The 20,574-nt window shown below is 34.1% G+C and carries 9 protein-coding genes; 8 read left to right on the forward strand and 1 reads right to left on the reverse strand.

Features of this window, described 5'->3' with window-relative positions; genetic code table 11:
• The first annotated feature begins 160 nt into the window (after positions 1-160).
• Genes IPZ78_RS06175 through IPZ78_RS06200 form a run of 6 tightly spaced genes read left to right on the forward strand, consistent with a single transcriptional unit; the run spans position 161 to position 14,846 of the window.
• Positions 161-2,323 (forward strand): alpha-L-rhamnosidase-related protein, encoded by a 2,163-nt coding sequence (locus IPZ78_RS06175; protein WP_225552125.1) that lies wholly within the window; start codon positions 161-163, stop codon positions 2,321-2,323.
• A gap of 15 nt (positions 2,324-2,338) precedes the next feature.
• A complete protein-coding gene (locus IPZ78_RS06180) occupies positions 2,339-5,617 on the forward strand; it encodes a glycoside hydrolase family 2 TIM barrel-domain containing protein (RefSeq protein WP_225552126.1) in 3,279 nt (1,092 codons plus the stop codon).
• A gap of 25 nt (positions 5,618-5,642) precedes the next feature.
• Complete coding sequence (locus tag IPZ78_RS06185) at positions 5,643-9,053, forward strand: glycosyl hydrolase (RefSeq protein WP_225552127.1); 3,411 nt, start codon at positions 5,643-5,645, stop codon at positions 9,051-9,053.
• Between the two features lie 4 nt (positions 9,054-9,057).
• A complete protein-coding gene (locus IPZ78_RS06190; RefSeq protein WP_225552128.1) occupies positions 9,058-11,076 on the forward strand; it encodes an aceric acid hydrolase in 2,019 nt (672 codons plus the stop codon).
• A gap of 11 nt (positions 11,077-11,087) precedes the next feature.
• The gene (locus tag IPZ78_RS06195; RefSeq protein ID WP_225552129.1) at positions 11,088-12,509 is read left to right on the forward strand and encodes a sialate O-acetylesterase; all 1,422 of its coding nucleotides are present in this window, start codon (positions 11,088-11,090) and stop codon (positions 12,507-12,509) included.
• A 21-nt stretch (positions 12,510-12,530) separates the two neighbouring features.
• Positions 12,531-14,846, forward strand: coding sequence for a DUF5703 domain-containing protein (locus IPZ78_RS06200; RefSeq protein WP_225552130.1), 2,316 nt, complete (start codon positions 12,531-12,533; stop codon positions 14,844-14,846).
• A 132-nt stretch (positions 14,847-14,978) separates the two neighbouring features.
• Here the strand turns inward: IPZ78_RS06200 and IPZ78_RS06205 are convergent, their stop codons facing one another.
• Positions 14,979-15,989, reverse strand: a complete 1,011-nt coding sequence (locus IPZ78_RS06205; RefSeq protein ID WP_225552131.1) for a zinc-binding alcohol dehydrogenase family protein — start codon at positions 15,987-15,989, stop codon at positions 14,979-14,981.
• A 314-nt stretch (positions 15,990-16,303) separates the two neighbouring features.
• Between IPZ78_RS06205 and IPZ78_RS06210 the strand changes: the two genes are divergently transcribed.
• Together IPZ78_RS06210 and IPZ78_RS06215 are read left to right on the forward strand one after the other, a co-directional pair.
• Complete coding sequence (locus tag IPZ78_RS06210; protein WP_225552132.1) at positions 16,304-19,039, forward strand: hypothetical protein; 2,736 nt, start codon at positions 16,304-16,306, stop codon at positions 19,037-19,039.
• Positions 19,036-20,574 carry an MGH1-like glycoside hydrolase domain-containing protein gene (locus IPZ78_RS06215; RefSeq protein ID WP_225552133.1) on the forward strand — a complete coding sequence of 513 codons (1,539 nt, stop codon included), beginning with the start codon at positions 19,036-19,038 and terminating at the stop codon, positions 20,572-20,574. Before IPZ78_RS06210 ends, IPZ78_RS06215 begins: the two co-directional genes overlap by 4 nt.

Genomic DNA, 20,574 nt, shown 5'->3' on the forward strand with positions numbered 1-20,574 from the left:
CTTGTATTATCATTTTATGCTAATTATATATAATAGCTGGGAAATATCTTACAGTCAAAAAAATAGCATTTCAATTAAGTTTGTAGTTAATACTCTAGAGCAAAACTATCACCCCAAATTTTAATAGGTATACAATTTTATTTAAATAACCATTATAATCATGAAAAGAATATTCCTTGTTCTTTATCTTTCAATTTTAACATCATTATCGTTTGGACAACAAGGTCCCACTTGGATTTGGTATCCAGGAGATTTTGAAGTTTGGTTGAGTAACGATATGCAAAATAGACGTACCGAAAGAGGAACATATTTCCCTCCTTTCTGGAAAATGGATAGTCACTATGTATTAGTAGAATTTAATAAAGAATTTGATTTACCCAATGAGGAGCAAATTCAAATAAAGGCCGAAGGTATCTATAATGTAAAAGTGAATGGTAAAATGGTTTCGGGAATGCCCGATAAATTGATTTTGAAGAAGGGAAAACAAAAGGTAAATATTAAAGTATATAATCAATCTACACCACCAGCACTATTTGTGTCAGGAAAAAATGTAAATACCGACAAAGATTGGTTTGTTACATATGAAGATAAAGAGTGGATAGATGAGACTGGAAAAGCATCAGACGCCTCTGGTACTACATATTCCAAAGTTGGGTATTGGAATTTTAATAGAATGGATCAAATTCCTTCACAATTTAAACTTCCAACACAATTGCAGAAAGCAGTTTATCAATCAAAATTAAATGATGGTGTACTAGTAGATTTTGGAAAAAATACTTTTGGTTTTTTGACACTGCATAATTTAATTGGCAAAGGAAACATAAGTATCTATTATGGAGAGTCTAAAGAAGAAGCTTTAGATACAGCGAAGTGTGAAACATTAGATTATTTGAATATCATTCAGTCCAATAAAGTAGATAGCACGTTATTAAATTCTAAAGGTTTTCGTTATGCATTTATCAAGAATTCAGAGAATGTAAATTTCTCAGACGTTAGTATGCAGTACGAGTATCTACCTGTTGAAGATAGAGGTACGTTCCGTAGTTCGGATGATGAACTGAACAAAATATGGGAAGTTTCAAAATATACTATGGAGCTCACTTCTAGAGAGTTTTATATAGATGGTATCAAACGAGATAGATGGATTTGGAGTGGTGATGCTTATCAATCCTATGCCATGAATTACTATTTAGGATTCGACTCTAATACTGTTAAGCGTACTATTTTGGCTTTGCGTGGCAAAGAACCAACAGTAAGCCATATCAATACAATTATGGATTATACTTTCTATTGGTTTCTGAGTATTTATGATTATTACCTATATACGGGAGATGATGAATTTATAGAGAATATTTATCCGCGAATGAAGTCTATGATGGAATTCTGTCTTAACCGAAGAAATCATAATGGTTTTATGGAGGGATTAGCAGGGGATTGGGTTTTTATAGATTGGGCTGAAGGGTTGAGTAAAAAAGGTGAGGTGAGTTTTGAACAATTATTGTTTTGTAGAAGTTTAGAAACAATGGCATTGTGTGCAGAAATCTTGAATAAACCTGATGATAAATTATTGTATTCAAATATTTCAACTGACCTGAAAGACAAATTTTTTAAATCTTATTGGAATTCAGAGAAAAATGCCTTTGTACATAGCTTAGTAGATGGTAAACAAACAGATAATGTAACTAAGTATACAAACATGTTTGCCATATTTTTTGATTATTTAAATGCTAATCAAAAAGATGGTATAAGGGATCATGTATTGCTAAACGATAAGGTTCAAAAGATTATGACTCCATATATGCGCTATTATGAATTGGAAGCGCTATGTGTTGTTGGTGAGAAAGATTTTGTGATGAAAGAAATGAAGAATTATTGGGGAGCAATGTTAAAGCAAGGTGCTACGACTTTTTGGGAAGAGTATAATCCTAGTAAATCCGGAAAAGACCATCTATCCATGTATGGAAGAGATTATGGCAAAAGCCTTTGTCACTCTTGGGGTGCTGGTCCTATATATCTTTTAGGGAAATATTTTCTTGGTGCTAAACCTACTTCAGCAGGCTATAAAACCTATGATATTGAGCCTTACCTTGCTAGTCAAGAGTGGATGGAAGGGAAGATTCCTACTCCAAAGGGGGAGATTGATTTATTTGTTTCTAAAAACAAAATTAAAGTACAATCACCTATAGGATTGGGAACTTTACGCATCAAAAGTAAAACTTTACCAAAGAGTAATCATGGGGCTTTTGTAAAGCAAGATGACCATACGTATTCACTAGAGTTAAAATCAGGAATTTCATATCAGATTGATTACAAATCATTATAAGTCTTTACTAACAACATGATTAAATATATAAGCTCTTTACTCTTGTCACTAAGTGGCATTTATACTTTATCAGCACAAACAGTAGATGGTAAACCCGCAGTTGTACCCCCAATTAGCGATGGGAAAATAGCAACAGCATGGGAAGATCCGCTTATCACTTCAATAAATAGACTTCCTGCACGTGCCACTGCATATTCATATTCCACAATTGAAAAAGCACTTTCTAATCAGAGAGATGCAAATGAAAGATTACTGTTTCTAAATGGGGAATGGCACTTTAAATATGTTCCTAAACCTGCTGAAGCTCCTAAAGACTTTCACAAAAGTGAGGTAAAAGGATGGAATAAATTAGAAGTTCCATCAAATTGGGAAATGAAAGGCTATGATATTCCTATTTATCGTTCAGCTGTTTATCCATTTGATCCAATTGATCCACCTCGGATCCCACAAGATTATAATGCTGTAGGTTCTTATCAACGTAATTTTGATTTGCCCGAAGGTTGGGATGGTATGAATGTAATAATCCATTTTGGTGGTGTAAGTTCAGCTTATCATTTGTGGATCAATGATCACTATGTAGGGTATGCAGAAGACTCTTGTCTTCCTTCGGAATTCAATATTAATCCTTATTTGAAAAAGGGAAAAAATCGAGTTTCAATTCAAGTGATACGATGGAGCGATGCTTCTTATTTGGAAGATCAAGATCATTGGCGTAAGAGTGGCATACATAGGGATGTATTTCTTATGGCAGAGCCAAAAGTAAAAATAGCTGATTTTCATTGGCAAGCTAAATTGGATAACAATTTTCAAAATGCAGTATTTTCGGTTAGACCTAAAATTGATAATTATTCAGGTCATGAGATAGCAGGTTATACTGTAAAAATGCAACTTTACGATGACAATTCTAGACCTGTTCTTGATCAGGAAATTGAAAAAAGTGCAAACGAAATTTTTAATGAAATATACCCTCGCCTTGATAATGTGAAGTTTGGACTAATGGAAGCGCAGGTAGCGAATCCGAAGAAATGGTCTCCAGAAGATCCTAATTTATATAAACTTGTGTTGAGCTTATATGACAAGAATAATAAGTTGATAGAGTCAAAAAGTTGTAATGTTGGTTTTAGAACAGTAAAATTTAGTAAGGAAACTGGAAAACTACTTGTAAATGGGAAGGAAACATATTTCTATGGCGTAAATCGTCATGACCATCATCCTGTGCGAGGTAAAGCATTAACACGAGAGGATATGGAAGCAGATATCCGTCAAATAAAGCAATTTAATTTTAATGCTATTCGTACTTCCCATTATCCAAATGATCCATATATCTATGAATTGTGCGATAAATATGGTTTAATGGTCATGGATGAGGCTAATTTGGAAACACATGGTTTAGGGGGAAAATTAATGAATGATCCCCAATGGCTTCATGCGCATATGGAAAGGGTAATCAGAATGATTGAACGCGATAAAAACCATCCAAGTATTGTAGTATGGTCACTAGGAAATGAATCGGGCAGAGGGCCTACTACAGCAGCTATGGCGGCGTGGATTCATGATTTTGACATCACTAGACCTGTTCACTATGAACCAGCAATGGGAAGTCATCAGCTGCCAGGTTATATTGATCCTTCAGATGCTCGCTACCCTAAATCAAATGATCATGCTAATAGAATACAGAATATTAAAGATCAATATTATGTAGACATGGTTTCAAGGTTTTACCCAGGAATACATACTCCTAAATTGTTACTTGATCAGAAAAATGGAGATAAAAGACCAATATTATTTGTTGAATATTCGCATTCAATGGGTAATTCAACTGGGAATATGAAAGATTTCTGGGAAATTTTCAGAAGCTACCCTAGGTTTATTGGCGGGTTTATTTGGGATTATAAAGACCAAGCATTGATACGCAAGGATAGTGTTTACGGTGAAGTATTAGCCTATGGAGGTGATTTCGGCGAGAAAAAACACAACGGATCATTTGCATTAAATGGTATAGTAGATGGTTGGGGAAGACCTAAGGCCGCTATGTATGATAATAAAAAAATATACCAGCCTGCGGAAATCAAATTGCATAATAAAGAAACACTTGAAATCTCTATAAAAAATAGAGCTTCGATTTTGAATCTAAACTTTTATAAAGCCTTTCTTATTATTCGTGAGAATGGAAAGGAAATAAATGAAATTGAAATTCCATCAATAAACCTCGAAGCTGGTGATTCCGTAATTATGTCTTTAAAGAAATTTATTAATATAAAACCAAAGAGAAATTCTGAATATCAGATTGATGTACAATTCCAATTAAATAAAGACTTACCATGGGCTAAAGCCGGTCATGTGGTTTCAAGTTCACAATTGCGATGGATAGAATTTGATAAATTTACGGTTGCAAATAATGCGAGTAAAAAATTATCAGTAACTACTGATTCTACTAGCTACATTATTAATGGAAATGGTATTAAAATAACGTTTGATAAAAATTCTGGTGCGTTATCTAAATATACATTCAAGGGGATTAATATCATTTCAAATGAAATTCTTCCAAGTTTTACCCGTCCTGCAACAGATAATGAAAGAAGGGGATGGAAACCACATCTTAAATTAAAATATTGGTACAATACGCCTAAATTAATTGATATTTCAAGTGTTGAAAATCAACAAGGTGTCTTTATAAAATCTAATTACAGAATGCCAAATGATTCTGCATTAATTCAAGTAGAATATCATGTAGATGGAGCAGGAGTAATTAATGTAAACTATAATTTAAAAGTTAAGGATGGACTCTCTAATATTCCTAAGGTAGGATTAAAGATGGGGATCAATTCCAATTTTAATACTATAGAATATTATGGTTTAGGACCAATGGAAACTTATAATGATCGCGCTTATGGATTTGATTTAGGTCTTTATAGAATGAGTTTGGATAATTTTGTAGAACCCTATTTAGTCCCTCAAGAGAATGGTAATCGCATGGATGTACGATGGTTTTCATTGATGGATAATAAAAAATCAGGTGTCCTTATCGTAGGTAATCAACCTTTAAATGTCAATGCTAGTTATTATTCATCGGAACAAATGGAAAAAACTAAACATTGGTACAAGTTGAAAAAAGAGGATAAAATCAGCTTGTATGTAGATTATAAAACTATGGGTATTGGCGGTAATGATACATGGACTGATGTATCACAACCTCTACCTCATTACCAAATCCCGGCGCAAAATTACACGTATAGTTTTAGTATTATTCCAATGCAGAGTACTACTAAAGTCGAAAATTACTTTAATAAATAATATTAAATAGCAGATACTTTAGGATATGATAAATAGACTATATATTTTGGTTTGCATGCTATGTATATTAACTTCTGTCAATATACAAGCGCAGATAAGGAGTATTCCGAAATCAATTGTACCACTTTCCTCTGATTCCTATCAGAATGCTAAGCCATGGGTTGTATGGTATTTTATGCACGCAAGCTATTCAAAAGAGGGGATTAAAGCTGATTTGGAGGCAATGGCTGCTAATAATATTGCTGGAGCATACTTTACTCCAATTAAAGATAAAACGGATCCTTTATTATTTAGTCCTGCAACAAAAACGCTTACTCCGGAATGGTGGGATATGTTTCGATATATGGTTGAAGAAGCTAAAAAATTAAACATCCAAATTGCTATGTTTCCAAATGACGGTTTTGCAACAGCTGGTGGACCATGGATTAAACCAGAGCAATCTATGCAAAAAATTGTTTGGACTGATACGGTAATTTCATCAACAGATAAAGCAATAACACTAGAAATTCCACAAGCCAAAATAATTGAAAACTACTACAAAGATTTAAAAGTTGTCGCAATTCCATTAAAACGTGAATATCGACTGAGTACTACTGAAAAAGTAAAAGTAACATCTTCTTATAATCAAGATTTATCAAGAATTGCTGTAAAAGGCAATGAAACTATTTTTGCTTCATCAGAGCCAGGATGGATTCAATACGAGTTTACTGAGATTTTCCCTTGTAATTCGTTAAAAATAGACTGGAAAGCATCTAATTACCAGGTTAATCGCTTTAAAATATTAGCGAGTAATGATGGGATTAATTTTGATGAAGTAGTCCAGTTAAAAGCACCGAGAACAGGATGGCTAGATTGGGACAATGGGGTGACTCACACTATTCCATTTACTAAAGCTAAATTTTTCCGCTTTGTATATGATTCAGAGGGATCTGAGCCTGGAGCTGAAGATTTGGATGTCGCAAAATGGAAACCTTCAATAAAATTTACAGGAATTACATTATTCGAAGAGCCAAAAATTACAAATATTGAGGGTAAGAATGGCGAGATATGGAGGGTTTCTCCATATACTACACCAGATTATGTTGAAAAATCAAACATTATTAATAGCAACTTGGTCATTGACCTTACAGCATCATTAGATAATGATGGAATTTTGACGACCCAATTACCATTGGGTAATTGGAAAATATTGAGAATTGGACATACATCTACTGGGCATAAAAATGAAACAGCAGGTGCGGGTAAAGGGCTTGAAGCGGATAAATTGGACAGTCAAACAATGGCATACCAATTTGAACAGTGGTATGGTCGTGCGAAAAAATCTGTACCTGATGACCTATCAAAGGATGTTCTCACGGTATACCATATCGATTCCTGGGAATGTGGAAGTCAGAATTGGACACGGTTGATGGAAGAGGAATTCAAGAAAAGAAGAAAGTATGATATTGATAAATATTGGCCAGTTTTAGCTGGATTAATAGTGAATAGTGTTGATGAATCTGAAGCTTTTTTATCAGACTATAGATTAACACTAGCTGAGTTATTGGATGAAAAATGTTTTGGAACGCTGAAGAAAAAGGCTGATGAATATGCTGTAAAATTTACTGCAGAAACTACTGCACCAGTAATGGCTAGTGATGGATTGAGTCATTTTTCTTGGACGGATAATACAATGGGTGAGTTTTGGTATCGAAGCCCATCCCATGATAAGCCAAATGATATTTTAGATGCTATTTCTGCCGGTCATATCTACGGAAAGAATATTCTAATGTCTGAAGCATTTACTCAAATTCGCATGCAGTGGGATGAACATCCTAGATTGTTAAAAACTCTTCAGGATAGAAATTATGCTATCGGAGTAAATAGTTTAGTTTATCATGTTTACACGCACAATCCTTGGTTGGACCGTAAACCAGGTATGACTTTAGATGGTGTAGGGATATTTTTTCAGAGAGACCAAACTTGGTGGAATCAAGGTAAAGAATGGGTTAATTATGCAATTCGTAATCAACAGTTATTACAACACGGAAAGCCAGTAAGGGATATAGCCGTTTTTATTGGAGAAGAAATTCCACGTCGATCAATTTTACCTAATCGTCTTGTAAATGTAATACCGGGTTTATTAGGAGGGCATCGGGTTGCATTAGCCAATCGTATGTTAGCAAATAAGGGCATCCCAATGCAAAAGTTTGCTAATGTTAGCACCACAAAAAACATGTATAATCCTGAAGAATGGGTAGATCCACTTCAAGGATACGCATATGACTCTTTTAATCCTGATGTGCTTATAAATAATACAAAAGTCGTCGATGGCAACATTGTTATGAGTGATCATATTACATACAAATTATTGGTTGTTCCATCGAATCATACACTTAACCATAGAGGAAATCATTATACTTTATCTACACTGAGAAAATTAGTCGATCTTATAGAGAATGGTGGTAATGTTTTATTTGAAGAACTTCCAAAAAATCCTCGAGGTATTTTATCAGCAAGAGATTCAGTAGAGTTTTTAGCTATTATCATTAAGTTGTCTTCTAATTTACAAACAAGGGTTGATGGTTCGAAAAGTTTACTTAGTAAACAGTTAGGTAAAGGGAAGTTATTCGTAGGAACTGTGGATACAAAGGATCTATCATTTATAAATTTACATGAAGACGTTATTATTAATCATAAAAATAATACCCAAATTTCATGGAATCATAGAACTTTCGAATCAGGTGAAATATATTTCCTAGCTAGTCAAGATAGTGTGAAGCATAATACAACGGTATCATTTCGTGAGTACAGGAGTAATGCATATATATACGATCCGCTTTCCGACGATTTATCAAGAGCTAAAGGAGAGATCTTAAACGGCCGATTTGTTCTTGATGTAGAATTTGATGTTCACGGGTCATTTTATATCATCTTTAGTGATGAAGATATTAATGTGCCAAAATGGAAGACTCTTAAGGTAGAAAAAATAAAATCTAATTGGGAAATGCAGATTCTTGGGATATCACATGCTGCTGTCAAAATGAAAACGCCTACTTTTTGGACCAATAGCAGTAATACAGAAATAAAATACCATTCGGGAGAAGGTATATATACGGCAGACTTTCAGATAAATAAACCTAAGCATGATGAACGTGTACTGTTGCAGTTGAGTGAAGTAGAAAGTATGGCAGAAGTTTCAGTAAATGGTAATTATGCGGGTGTAATATGGGCCAATCCATTTCAATTGGATATTAGTAAACTACTTAACTCTGGAAAAAATAAGCTGGAGATCAAGGTCGTGAATACATGGGGAAATAGATTTTTGTATGAATCGGAGAACCCCAATGTAGAAAATAAAAAAATCAAGACTACAGCTCCGAATAAATTTTTAAAAGGATTACTCCCTTCGGGTCTAAATGGAGAGGTAAAATTAATATGGCAAACTAATAATTAATTAGATGAAATCTTTAAAATATATATGTATTGGACTTTTCGTAAACTGTATAGCAACGGTTAATGCGCAAGAAAAGGCAATCACAAATACTTCTAACAGTCCATACGCAGTAAAAAGAGCTATTAATATAGGAGATGTGAAATGGACTAAAGGTTTTTGGGCAGATCGTACTAAAGTTTGTGTTGATCGTATGGTTCCAAGTCTTTGGGAAGTGTATACAAATGCAGAAATAAGTCATGCTTATCGCAATTTTGAAATCGCAGCCGGACATTTTGAAGGTGAACATAAAGGTCCATCATTTCATGATGGAGATTTTTATAAAACAATAGAAGCTGTAGTTTCTATTTATGCACAAACAAAAGATCCTAAATTGTCCAAAATGCTTGATGAGGTCATTGCTGTAATTGCTAAATCACAACGCGCAGATGGTTATATTTATACAAAAGCAACGATTGATCAAAAGAATGCAGGTCATAATATAGAATTTCAAGATAGATTAAGTTTTGAAGCTTACAATATAGGTCATTTAATGACAGCAGCTTGTATTCATTACAGGATTACTGGTAAGCGAAATCTTTTAGATATTGCTATAAAAGCTGCTGATTACCTACACGGATTCTATAAAAAATCTAATCCTACACTTGCAAGAAATGCAATTTGTCCATCTCACTATATGGGTGTCATTGAGCTGTATCGAACTGTAGAGGATAAGAAATACCTAGAGTTAGCAAAACATCTAATTGATATAAAGGGTGAAATTGAAGATGGAACAGATGATAACCAAGATCGAGTACCATTCCGTCAACAAAATAAAGCTATCGGTCATGCTGTTAGAGCTACGTATCTATATGCTGGGGTCGCGGACTTAAGTGCTGAAATACAGGATACTACTTTAACGAATAGATTGTACAATATCTGGGACGATATGACGGAAACAAAGATGTACATTACGGGGGGAGTCGGATCATTGTATGATGGGACATCTCCTGATGGAACATCTTATGATCCTAAGGATGTCCAAAAAATACATCAAGCCTTCGGAAGAGATTATCAATTACCAAACTTGACAGCTCATAATGAAACTTGTGCGAATATAGGTAATGTACTGTGGAATTGGCGAATGGCAAATCTAACTGGTGACGGTAAGTATATTGATGTATTAGAATTGGCCCTATATAATAGTGTATTGTCTGGTGTGAGCCTTGATGGGGATAAGTATTTATATACTAATCCATTAAGTTATTCTACAGATTTGCCTTTTCAACAAAGATGGTCAAAAAAACGTGTCCCGTATATCTCTTTATCCAACTGTTGTCCACCGAATACAGTACGTACAGTTGCCGAAATAAGTAATTATTCATACAGCATTTCTGACAATCATATTTGGGTGAATTTATATGGAGGGAATGAATTGAATACCAAAGTAAATAATGAGGCAATCATAATTAAACAAACTACACAATACCCTTGGAATGGTAATATTGCATTTAAAGTTCAAGAGATTCCTTCATCATACAAATTGAAATTACGAATTCCAGGTTGGGCCGAAAATATAACGTTAAAAAAGAACGGTAAAAATATCGCGTACAAGGTAGACAGAGGATATGTGACATTAACTGAAGATTTGAAAAGGAATGACTTAATCGAAATGGAAATTCCTATGGAAGTGGCTTACATGGAATCTAATCCTCTAGTTGAGGAAACACGCAATCAAATCGCATTGAAACGTGGTCCTGTTATTTATTGTCTAGAAAATCAAGATATTGATAAGGATGTGAATTTATTTGATCTTAAATTTAAGATTTTGGACACATTTTCACCTGAAAAAGGAGAAATTATGGGACAGGAAATTACCTTCTTAAAAGGTAAAGCTTATGTAGAACCCTCATTGTCTAAATGGACTTCTTTATACAGAAAAATATCCAATACGGATAAAGAAGAGGTCAATGTTCGTTTAGTTCCTTATTTTGCTTGGGGCAACCGCGAATTTGGAGATATGTCGGTTTGGTTACCATCTTTTTAAATTAGATTGATATGGTAAGAATAGTATTCACTTTCATTTTTCTACTAACAACTCAAATGCTATTTGCAAAACTGTCATTATCATCTCTATTTACGGATAATATGGTTTTGCAACAGCAAAAACAAGTTCCAATCTGGGGCTGGGCAAATAAAGGAGAAAAGGTGACAATTAAAACTTCGTGGGATAAAAAAACATATCGGACCAATGCTAGTACTTCTGGAAATTGGAAGATAGAACTCATTACACCCAAAGCAGGAGGACCTTATGCCATAGAAATATTAGCTGGTGACAAAATAGTTCTACAAAATGTATTAATAGGAGAGGTTTGGTTATGTAGTGGGCAGTCAAATATGGAAATGCCATTGAAAGGTTATCCTGGCCAACCTATTGAAGAAAGTACAGATGCTATTATAGAGTCAAAAAATAAAAATATTCGTTTTTATACAGTTCCGAGAAATCCATCTTTGAAGCTGCAAGAAAACTCCAAGCCATCGGATTGGAAAATTTCAAATCCTGAAAATTCAGCAAATTTTAGTGCTACAGCTTATTTTTTTGCAAAACGATTACATCAAATATTAGAGGTGCCAGTAGGTGTAATTTTATGTGCTTACGGAGGATCAAATATAGAGACATGGATGCATCAAGAATGGCTAAAGGAAGTTTCTAATCTTGAAATACCATCTGAAGAGAATGGATTAAAGAACAAAAATAGAATTCCAACTATGCTATTTAATGGTATGGTAAATCCAATTGTCGGTTTTGGATTAAAGGGGATATTGTGGTATCAAGGTGAATCTAACTATGAAATTGCAGAATCGTATGAAAGGCTCTTTACAGGTATGGTCCAATCCTATAGAAAACTGTGGAATGATGATCAACTTCCTTTCTATTACGCACAGATTGCTCCTTTTGATTATGCATCTCTACCTCCATATCATAAAGAAGATAAATTTAATTCTGCATTTATTCGCGATGCGCAGCGCAAATCTTTGGACACGTTGATGCATTCAGGTATGGTTGTCACATTAGACATTGGTGAAGAAGAATGTATACATCCTTCAAAAAAAAGTGAAGTTGGAGACCGATTTGCAATGTTAGCCTTACAAAATTCATATTTTCTTAAGGGGATTAATGGACAAAGCCCTATTTATGATAAATACGAAATACATGAAGCCCAAGCTATAGTTCATTTTAGAGAATGTCCATTAGGATTAACAAGTCACGGAAAAGAATTAAAGAATTTTGAAATTGCAGGTGAGGATAAATTGTTTTATCCAGCCAATGCAATTATTAAAGGAAAAGCTATTGTAGTGAGTTCTCCAAAGGTTAGTAAGCCTGCTGCGGTTCGTTATGGATTCAAAGATTTTGTAATCGGGGATCTATTTGGTGTAAATGGATTACCAGTTTCATCATTCAGAACAGATGATTGGTAATATAAAACAGATTTAAAAAGTATGATTCTAAAATTCTATATTTTCTTTTCCTTGTTAATTTTTGCTGTTTACGACACGTCAATAGCGCAGTCAATCCAAGATTATAATGTGAAATGGACTTCTCAAAGCAATAATTCTTCTGAATCAATGCCTGTTGGGGGAGGAGATATCGGTGTTAACCTTTGGGTAGAAAAGGGTCAAGTTTATCTTTATCTTGGTAAAACAGGAGCTTTCGATGAGAATAATACCTTACTTAAGTTGGGACGTATTAAATTGGATTTGTTACCAAATCCATTTGCTGGAAAGTCCTTTTCTCAAGAGCTTGTATTGCATAAAGGGCATGCTACAATATCAGCGGAACACAATGGCAATAAAGTGGATATATTGGTTTTTGTAGATGTGTTTCGTCCGAATATCCATATTGAAGTTAAATCACTAAAAAATATCCATTTAAAAGCAGCCTACGAATCATGGAGATATAAAGATCTTTTCCCTGAAAAAAGAGAGAATAACATGAATTCTTGGAAATGGGCACCTCCACACAAGGTCATCACACATAAGGACAGCATCAGAGTCGTTAACAACGAGATTCACTTTTACCATCAAAATAAAAGTCACACAGTGTTTGACATTGTGGTAAAACAGCAGAAAATGGATAGTGTAAAAGACTCATTATATAATCCATTACAAAATCTTATTTCGGGAGGTATTTTAAAAGGTAGTAATTTAGAATTTGTATCTACCACAAATGGTAAATATATGGATACAGATTATAAGTCTTGGGTTTTATCTAGTAAGAAGGAAGCAAAGAGACATAATTTACTAGTTGTTCTGTTTGTAGATAAATCAAAAGATATTTCTTCTTGGTTTTCAAAACTAGCTGAAAGAGCAGCCTATAAAACATCGATTGTTGAAGTAAAAAAGCAGAACGAACAGTGGTGGCACAATTTCTGGCAGCGTAGCCACATTATAATACGACCTAAGGAAAAATCAGCGTATTCTGAAGCTTGGCAGGTCGGTAGAAATTATCAATTGTTTAGGTACATGCTGGCATGTAATGCATATGGAGATTACCCGACAAAGTTTAATGGCGGTTTATTCACTTATGATCCTTCATCTATCAATAATGACTTTAAATTCACCCCTGATTTTAGGAATTGGGGAGGAGGTACGCATACAGCACAAAACCAACGATTAGTGTATTGGCCTATGTTAAAGAGTGGTGATTTTGATATGATGCCCTCACAATTTAAGTTTTATCAACGAATTCAAAAAAATGCTGAATTACGTTCAAAGGTATATTGGGGACACTTGGGAGCTAGTTTTACAGAACAAATTGAAAATTTTGGCTTACCAAATCCAGCTGAATATAATTGGAAAAGACCCGAAAGCTTCGATCCTGGTATAGAATATAATGCATGGTTAGAACATCAATGGGATACTGTTTTAGAATTTTGTATGATGATGCTCGAATTAGAATCATATAATAATGAAGACGTTTCAGCGTATATTCCTTTTGTAATGAGTAGTATTCAATTTTTTGATGAACATTATCAGTTTAGAGCTAGACAATTGGGAAATAAGGCTTTGAATGAGAAGGGGCATTTAATTTTTTATCCTGGATCTTCAGCCGAGACATACAAAATGGCATATAATGCTTCAACAACTATAGCTGCATTGCAAGGGGTCACTCAAAAGTTAGTTTCATTAGATACTTCAGTACTTAAAAATAGCGATCGTGCGTATTTACAAAACTTCTTGAAAAAAATACCTCCTTTACCAAAGCGCATATTAGATGGGAAAGAAATGCTAGCTCCAGCAGAAATTTGGGCTAGAGTAAATAATACCGAAGCGCCGCAGCTATATGGGGTATATCCTTGGGGATTTTATGGTGTCGGTAAGCCAGATATTGATATAGCTATCAATACCTATAAATATGATACAGATCTATTGAAATTTCGCAGTCATGTTGGTTGGAAACAAGATAATATTTTCGCGGCGCGACTTGGTCTTACGGATGAAGCAAAGAAATATACTACACTAAAATTAAAGGATTCAGAAAGAAGATTTCCTACGTTTTGGGGGCCAGGTTTTGACTGGGTTCCAGATCATAATTGGGGGGGATCAGGAATGATTGGTCTGCAGGAGATGTTATTACAAACTAATGATGATAAGATATTATTATTTCCAGCTTGGCCAAAGGATTGGGATGTTGACTTCAAACTTCATGCATCACAAAATGCAACTGTCTCTGGTAGACTTATAGATGGTGTTGTAAAAGATTTAGTCGTATTACCTAAAGAAAGATTAAAAGACGTTCAAATTTGTCTTAACTAAAGTAGATTTACTACGAAGACAATTAAAATTTGATTGGAAATAAGTTTTGCAATTTATTTTGCATAGCACAAAAAAATACCCCATTAGAATAGTTTTAATTGATAAACTACTTAATGGGGTAATTGATAATTATTAAAACTCAATAACAGTCTTTATTCCAGATTTTAGTACTTCAGGACTTTCGCTTAGATATTCACGAGCATCTTTAAATTTCACTCTTTTGGTAATAAAATCATCAGGCTTTAACAACTTATTTTGAAATTTGAATATAATATCGTTGAAGTCGTCTTTAACAGCATTCCTGCTACTCATTAATGTACCTTCACGCTTGTGGAATTCGGGATGACTAAAGACGATATCTTGATTTTGAATACCTACTAACACGTATCTGCCTCCGTGAGCCATATAATTAAAAGCCTTATTAATTATCTGTACATTCCCACTAGCATCAAAAATTAATGTAGGCATATCGCCTTTGGTAATATTTGTCAAATTAGCATCTATATCATCACCCAATGGATTAAGCGTATAATCTGCACCTAATCGTTTGGCATGTGCTAATCGAGAGGAATCAACATCCATTGCGATTATTTTTGCACCACTTAATTTTGCTAACTTAATAATACCTAATCCAATAGTCCCAGCGCCTATTACAAAAACAAACTCTCCAGGTATGATTTGAGCTCTCCTAATAGCATGTGCACCAATAGCCAAAGGCTCTACCAAAACCAACTGATCATACGACATGCCTTTTGTGGTAATTAAAGCTGCAGTCGGCACAACAATATACTCACACATCGCGCCATCTATATGTACACCCAATACTTTCATATCTGTAGCACAATTTGGTTTTCCCATTTTTGATGCGATATCAATGCCTTGTGTCAAATAAGGAATTACTGTTACCTTATCACCTGGTGATAAATTTGCAGCATCCCCCTCGACGTATTCAGCAGCGATTTCGTGTCCCAAGACCCTTGGATATGTAAAATATGGTTGTTTGCCCGCAATGGCATGGATATCCGTTCCACATACACCTATTCTTTTGATTTTGAGTAATGATTCTCCTTTTTTAGGTGTAGGAATTACTTGTTCGGTAAAGTTTAGTTTATTTGGCGTTTCACACACTAGGACTTTCATCATACTATTCTAAAAATTTTATCCATAATAAGTATACATTAATTGCAAACCCAAATCTCCTTAAAAAAAATGCAATTATTAAACTTAAAACACGAAATCGTTGCCAAAATATTATAGTCAAAGTCTCATTTCTATACTCCATCTGAATGTGTTTTAAGTTGATTATTGATCGCTAAAAGACCAAAGCATGATTAAGGATAATATTGTATAAAGATCCGCTAATTACCAATACTGTATGAAGCATGATTTTCACTTTATTTGAAAAAGTGATAACCAATAAAAAATAGTAACAAACATTATTTTTTAAAAGATATTTTATGAAAGGCTTATTTGTGATATTAGCGTTCTTAAACTTAATGCCAATAAGTTTATTGTCTGCTAATTATGATATATATTATTCCAAAATAGGAATAAGGAATTCGGATCGTTTTGATTATGCAATTAGTAAGTTTAATAATGCAACAGGATTTAGAAGTGCAAAAGAATATACATCCAATATTAAGTTATCTAAAAATAATATTTATATAGGATTAGCATCATCTATACAATCCTCAAAATTTCCTGCTATATCTTCAAAACTAGCCTTGTTAGATAAACCAGAGTCATTTGTGTTGTTTAGATCTAGTGTAAAAGAGCCATTATTCATTCTTGCTAAAGATGAATCTGGTGTATTATATGCTATCAATAAATTAATCACCGAAAAACTTTATTTAGAACAAACTATTGATGTATTTGAGTCACCGGAGATGGTGCTTCGCGGTACAAGTATTGGTTTACAAAAGACGGAATATCTGCCTGGGCGTGATGTATATGAATATCCTTTTACCGAAGAATCTTTTCCGTGGTTCTATGATGAAAATCATTGGAAAAAATATCTTGACATGATGGAAGCTAATAAATACAATTCATTGTATTTATGGAATGGTCATCCATTTTCTTCTCTCGTCAAGCTAAAAGATTACCCCTATGCACTGGAAGTAGATGAAGCTACATTTGTTAAAAATGAGCAGATGTATAATTTTATCGCAGAAGAGGCAAATAAAAGAGGTATATGGCTAATTCAAATGTTTTATAATATATTATTACCAAAGCCTTTTGCAGAAAAACATAACTTAAAAACACAAGACCGTAATCGAGTAATAACACCTTTAATTGAAGATTATACACGTAAATCTATTGCTGCTTTTGTAGAAAAATACCCTAATGTTGGTTTATTGGTAACATTAGGTGAAGCTATGGAAGGTGTTGGTAATGATGATATATTATGGTTTACAAAAACAATAATACCGGGAGTAAAGGATGGTCTCAAAGCTAACAATATATCTATAGAACCACCAATAATACTACGAGCACACGATACCGATGCTGTAGCGGTAATGAATGCGTCTAAACCCATTTATAGTAATTTGTATACAATGGCAAAATATAATGGGGAAGCTCTGACGACGTATACACCAAGAGGTAAATGGGCAGAATTACATCAAAATCTTAGTAATATTGGTACCACTCACGTTCAAAATGTTCATATTCTGGCTAATCTAGAACCTTTTAGATATGGATCGCCTGATTTTATTCAAAAATCTGTATATGCAATGCACGATATTTATAAATCAAAAGCTATACATATTTATCCACAAGCTTCGTACTGGGACTGGCCATATACGGCAGACAAAATTGATGAAAGAATGCTGCAAGTTGATAGAGATTGGATGTGGTATAAAGCTTGGGCGAGATATAGCTGGAACCGTACCTATACTAAATCACAAGAAGAAGTCTTTTGGAGCAAAGCCATAGCAGAGCATTATGATATTTCTATAGATGAAGGTAAGGCTTTATTAAAGGCTATTGAGGAAATTGGTGAAATTTCTCCCAAGATATTAAGACGTTTCGGTATTACCGATGGCAATAGGCAAACTTCTTCATTAGGAATGTTAATGACTCAATTGATTAATCCTTATCGATATGGTCTATTCACTTTATTGTACGAATCAGAAGCTCCTGAAGGAGAAATGGTAATTGAATATGCCGAAAAGCAGGCCAAAGGATCTCCTCATATAGGAGAAACTCCACTTCAGGTCGCTAAAGAGATAGTTACCCACGCTGAGAAGGCTGTAGAGTACATTTCTATACTTAAAAAAGCGAATAGGAATCAGGAAGATTTTAAAAGATGGATTAATGACATACATATTCATCATACACTCGCAAAACATTATAGTTATAAAGTGAATGCAGCTTTGACAATATTAAAATACAAGTATGATAAGGACATTAACATACTTAGAAGTTCACTACCTGATCTTAAGAAGAGTGTGGATGCATATAAGGAATTAGTTAATCTAACTAGTGATAACTATTTATATGCTAATAGTATGCAAACAAAGCAACGTAAGATTCCCATGCGCGGTATCGATGGGGAATTTAAACATTGGAAGGATTTATTACCAGTTTTTGAAAAGGAATATTTTAATTTCAAAACAAGTATAGATTCATTAGCAAAACTAAGTACTATAAGTGTCGTTAGTAAGGAAAAATACAATTCAGTAGATATTGATTTTGATACTAACGTTGAGTATGTTGAATTAAAAAAAGGAGCTAAAATTTTCAGTAATCAAGAGCTTGTAATTACACATTTACCTGAAGAACTTGTAGGTATAAAAGCTATTAGAACAAATTCTGAATTACAAAAAACAGAAGGTACTCACTTTACCTTTAATAATACTAAGCCTATAAAGATTTTGGTAGGATTTTTTAAGAGTGAGGATAAAGTTTTTGCTCCAAAACCTGTATTGGAGATAGATGCTTCAGCAAATAACTATGGGCAAGCAGAAACAAAAATTAGAAATGCACTCAGAGTTCAATATATGCCAATGGTAGATATTCACACCTATAGTTTTTCCGTTGGAAAGAATGAATTGAAAATTCCAAAAGGAGAATGTATTATTGTAGGAATTATTGATGATAACTACCTAAAAAACTCCTACAATGCTGATATAGATAATCAAGGTGATGAACTTGATGATTTATTTGGTTATTTTAACGACACTAAACTATGATAAAGAAACTTTTTATATTGTCAATTTGTTATTTGGCACCATGTTATGCCTTTTCACAGACAAATCTTACTGAAAAAATCGATAATTACGTCAGCAAATTTAATAGTCAAGATAATGAAGCTGTTGTAAATATGGTGCCTAATTCTAGGAGTGCTGAATGGCTTAAGCTCAATATTCCACTAGTAGATATACCTGATTCAGCTATCGAACAGACTTATTATTTTAGATGGTGGTCCTATAGAAAACACCTCAAGCAGACTCCTGAAGGAATCATCGTCACTGAATTTATTGAGCCAGTAAAACACGCTGGTAAATTCAATTCTATTAGCTGTGCCCTGGGGCACCATGTATACGAGGGGAGATGGCTGCGTAACAATGATTTTTTGAAAGAGTATATTGATTTTTGGTTTTACCATGCTGACCAAGGCCAATCCAGACCACGATTTCATCAGTTTAGTTCATGGATAGCTGATGCTATGTTGCAATATTATAAAGTTGACAACGATAAGCATTATGTATTGAGTCGTCTTGATGATTTAGACCGTGACTTGGATACTTGGGAGAAGGAAAGGCTATTAGATAATGGACTTTTCTGGCAACATGATGTGAAAGATGGTATGGAAGAGTCTGTTTCTGGAGGGCGAAATGTCAAAAATATGAGACCTACTATAAACAGTTATATGTATGCTAACGCTGCAGCTATGATAGAATTAGCTAAGCTGGCAGGGAGAACTGACCTCATTCAAAAATATGAAGCTAAATCTAAAACTTTCAAAAGTAATGTAATAGATTCTTTGTGGGATAATTCCGATAAGTTCTTTAAGACAAAACTAGAGAAGGGTCAATTGCATCATGCAAGAGAAGCTATCGGCTTTATTCCATGGTATTTTAACATCGTACCTGATGCCCCAGAATATGCGCAAGCTTGGAAGCAAGTAAATGATCCAGATGGTTTCAATGGACAATGGGGGCTAACAACTGCAGAACGTAGAGAGCCTACTTTCCAAACAAGAGGGACCGGGAGAAGTTGTGAATGGGATGGACCGATTTGGCCTTTTGCTAGTTCACAAACCTTGAAAGGAATGTCAAACTTCTTAGTCAATTATAAAAATAACGCCGGTATTACGAAAGCTGATTTCTACAATCAAGTTGCTAAATATGCGAAATCCCATGTGATGAATGGTAAATCCTATGTAGGCGAATATCAAGACGACAAATCGGGCTATTGGCTAAAAGGTGATGATCCTAGAAGTAAATTTTATAATCACTCGACCTATGCTGATGTGATAATAAATGATTTATTAGGGTTTAAACCTTCATTAGACAATTCGTTTTCGTTAAATCCATTAATACCTGAAGGTACTTGGGACTACTTCGCTTTAGAAAACCTAAGATACAAAGGAAGGGACATCAATATTTATTGGGACAAAGCAGGCCTACGTTACCAAAAAGGAAAGGGGCTTAAAATATTCGTGGATGGCGAATTAATATCTTCTTCATCATCACTAAAAGACATTAAAATTAAACTTAAATAA

It is taken from the genome of Sphingobacterium bovistauri (assembly GCF_020295405.1).
Taxonomy (GTDB): Bacteria; Bacteroidota; Bacteroidia; order Sphingobacteriales; family Sphingobacteriaceae; genus Sphingobacterium; species Sphingobacterium bovistauri.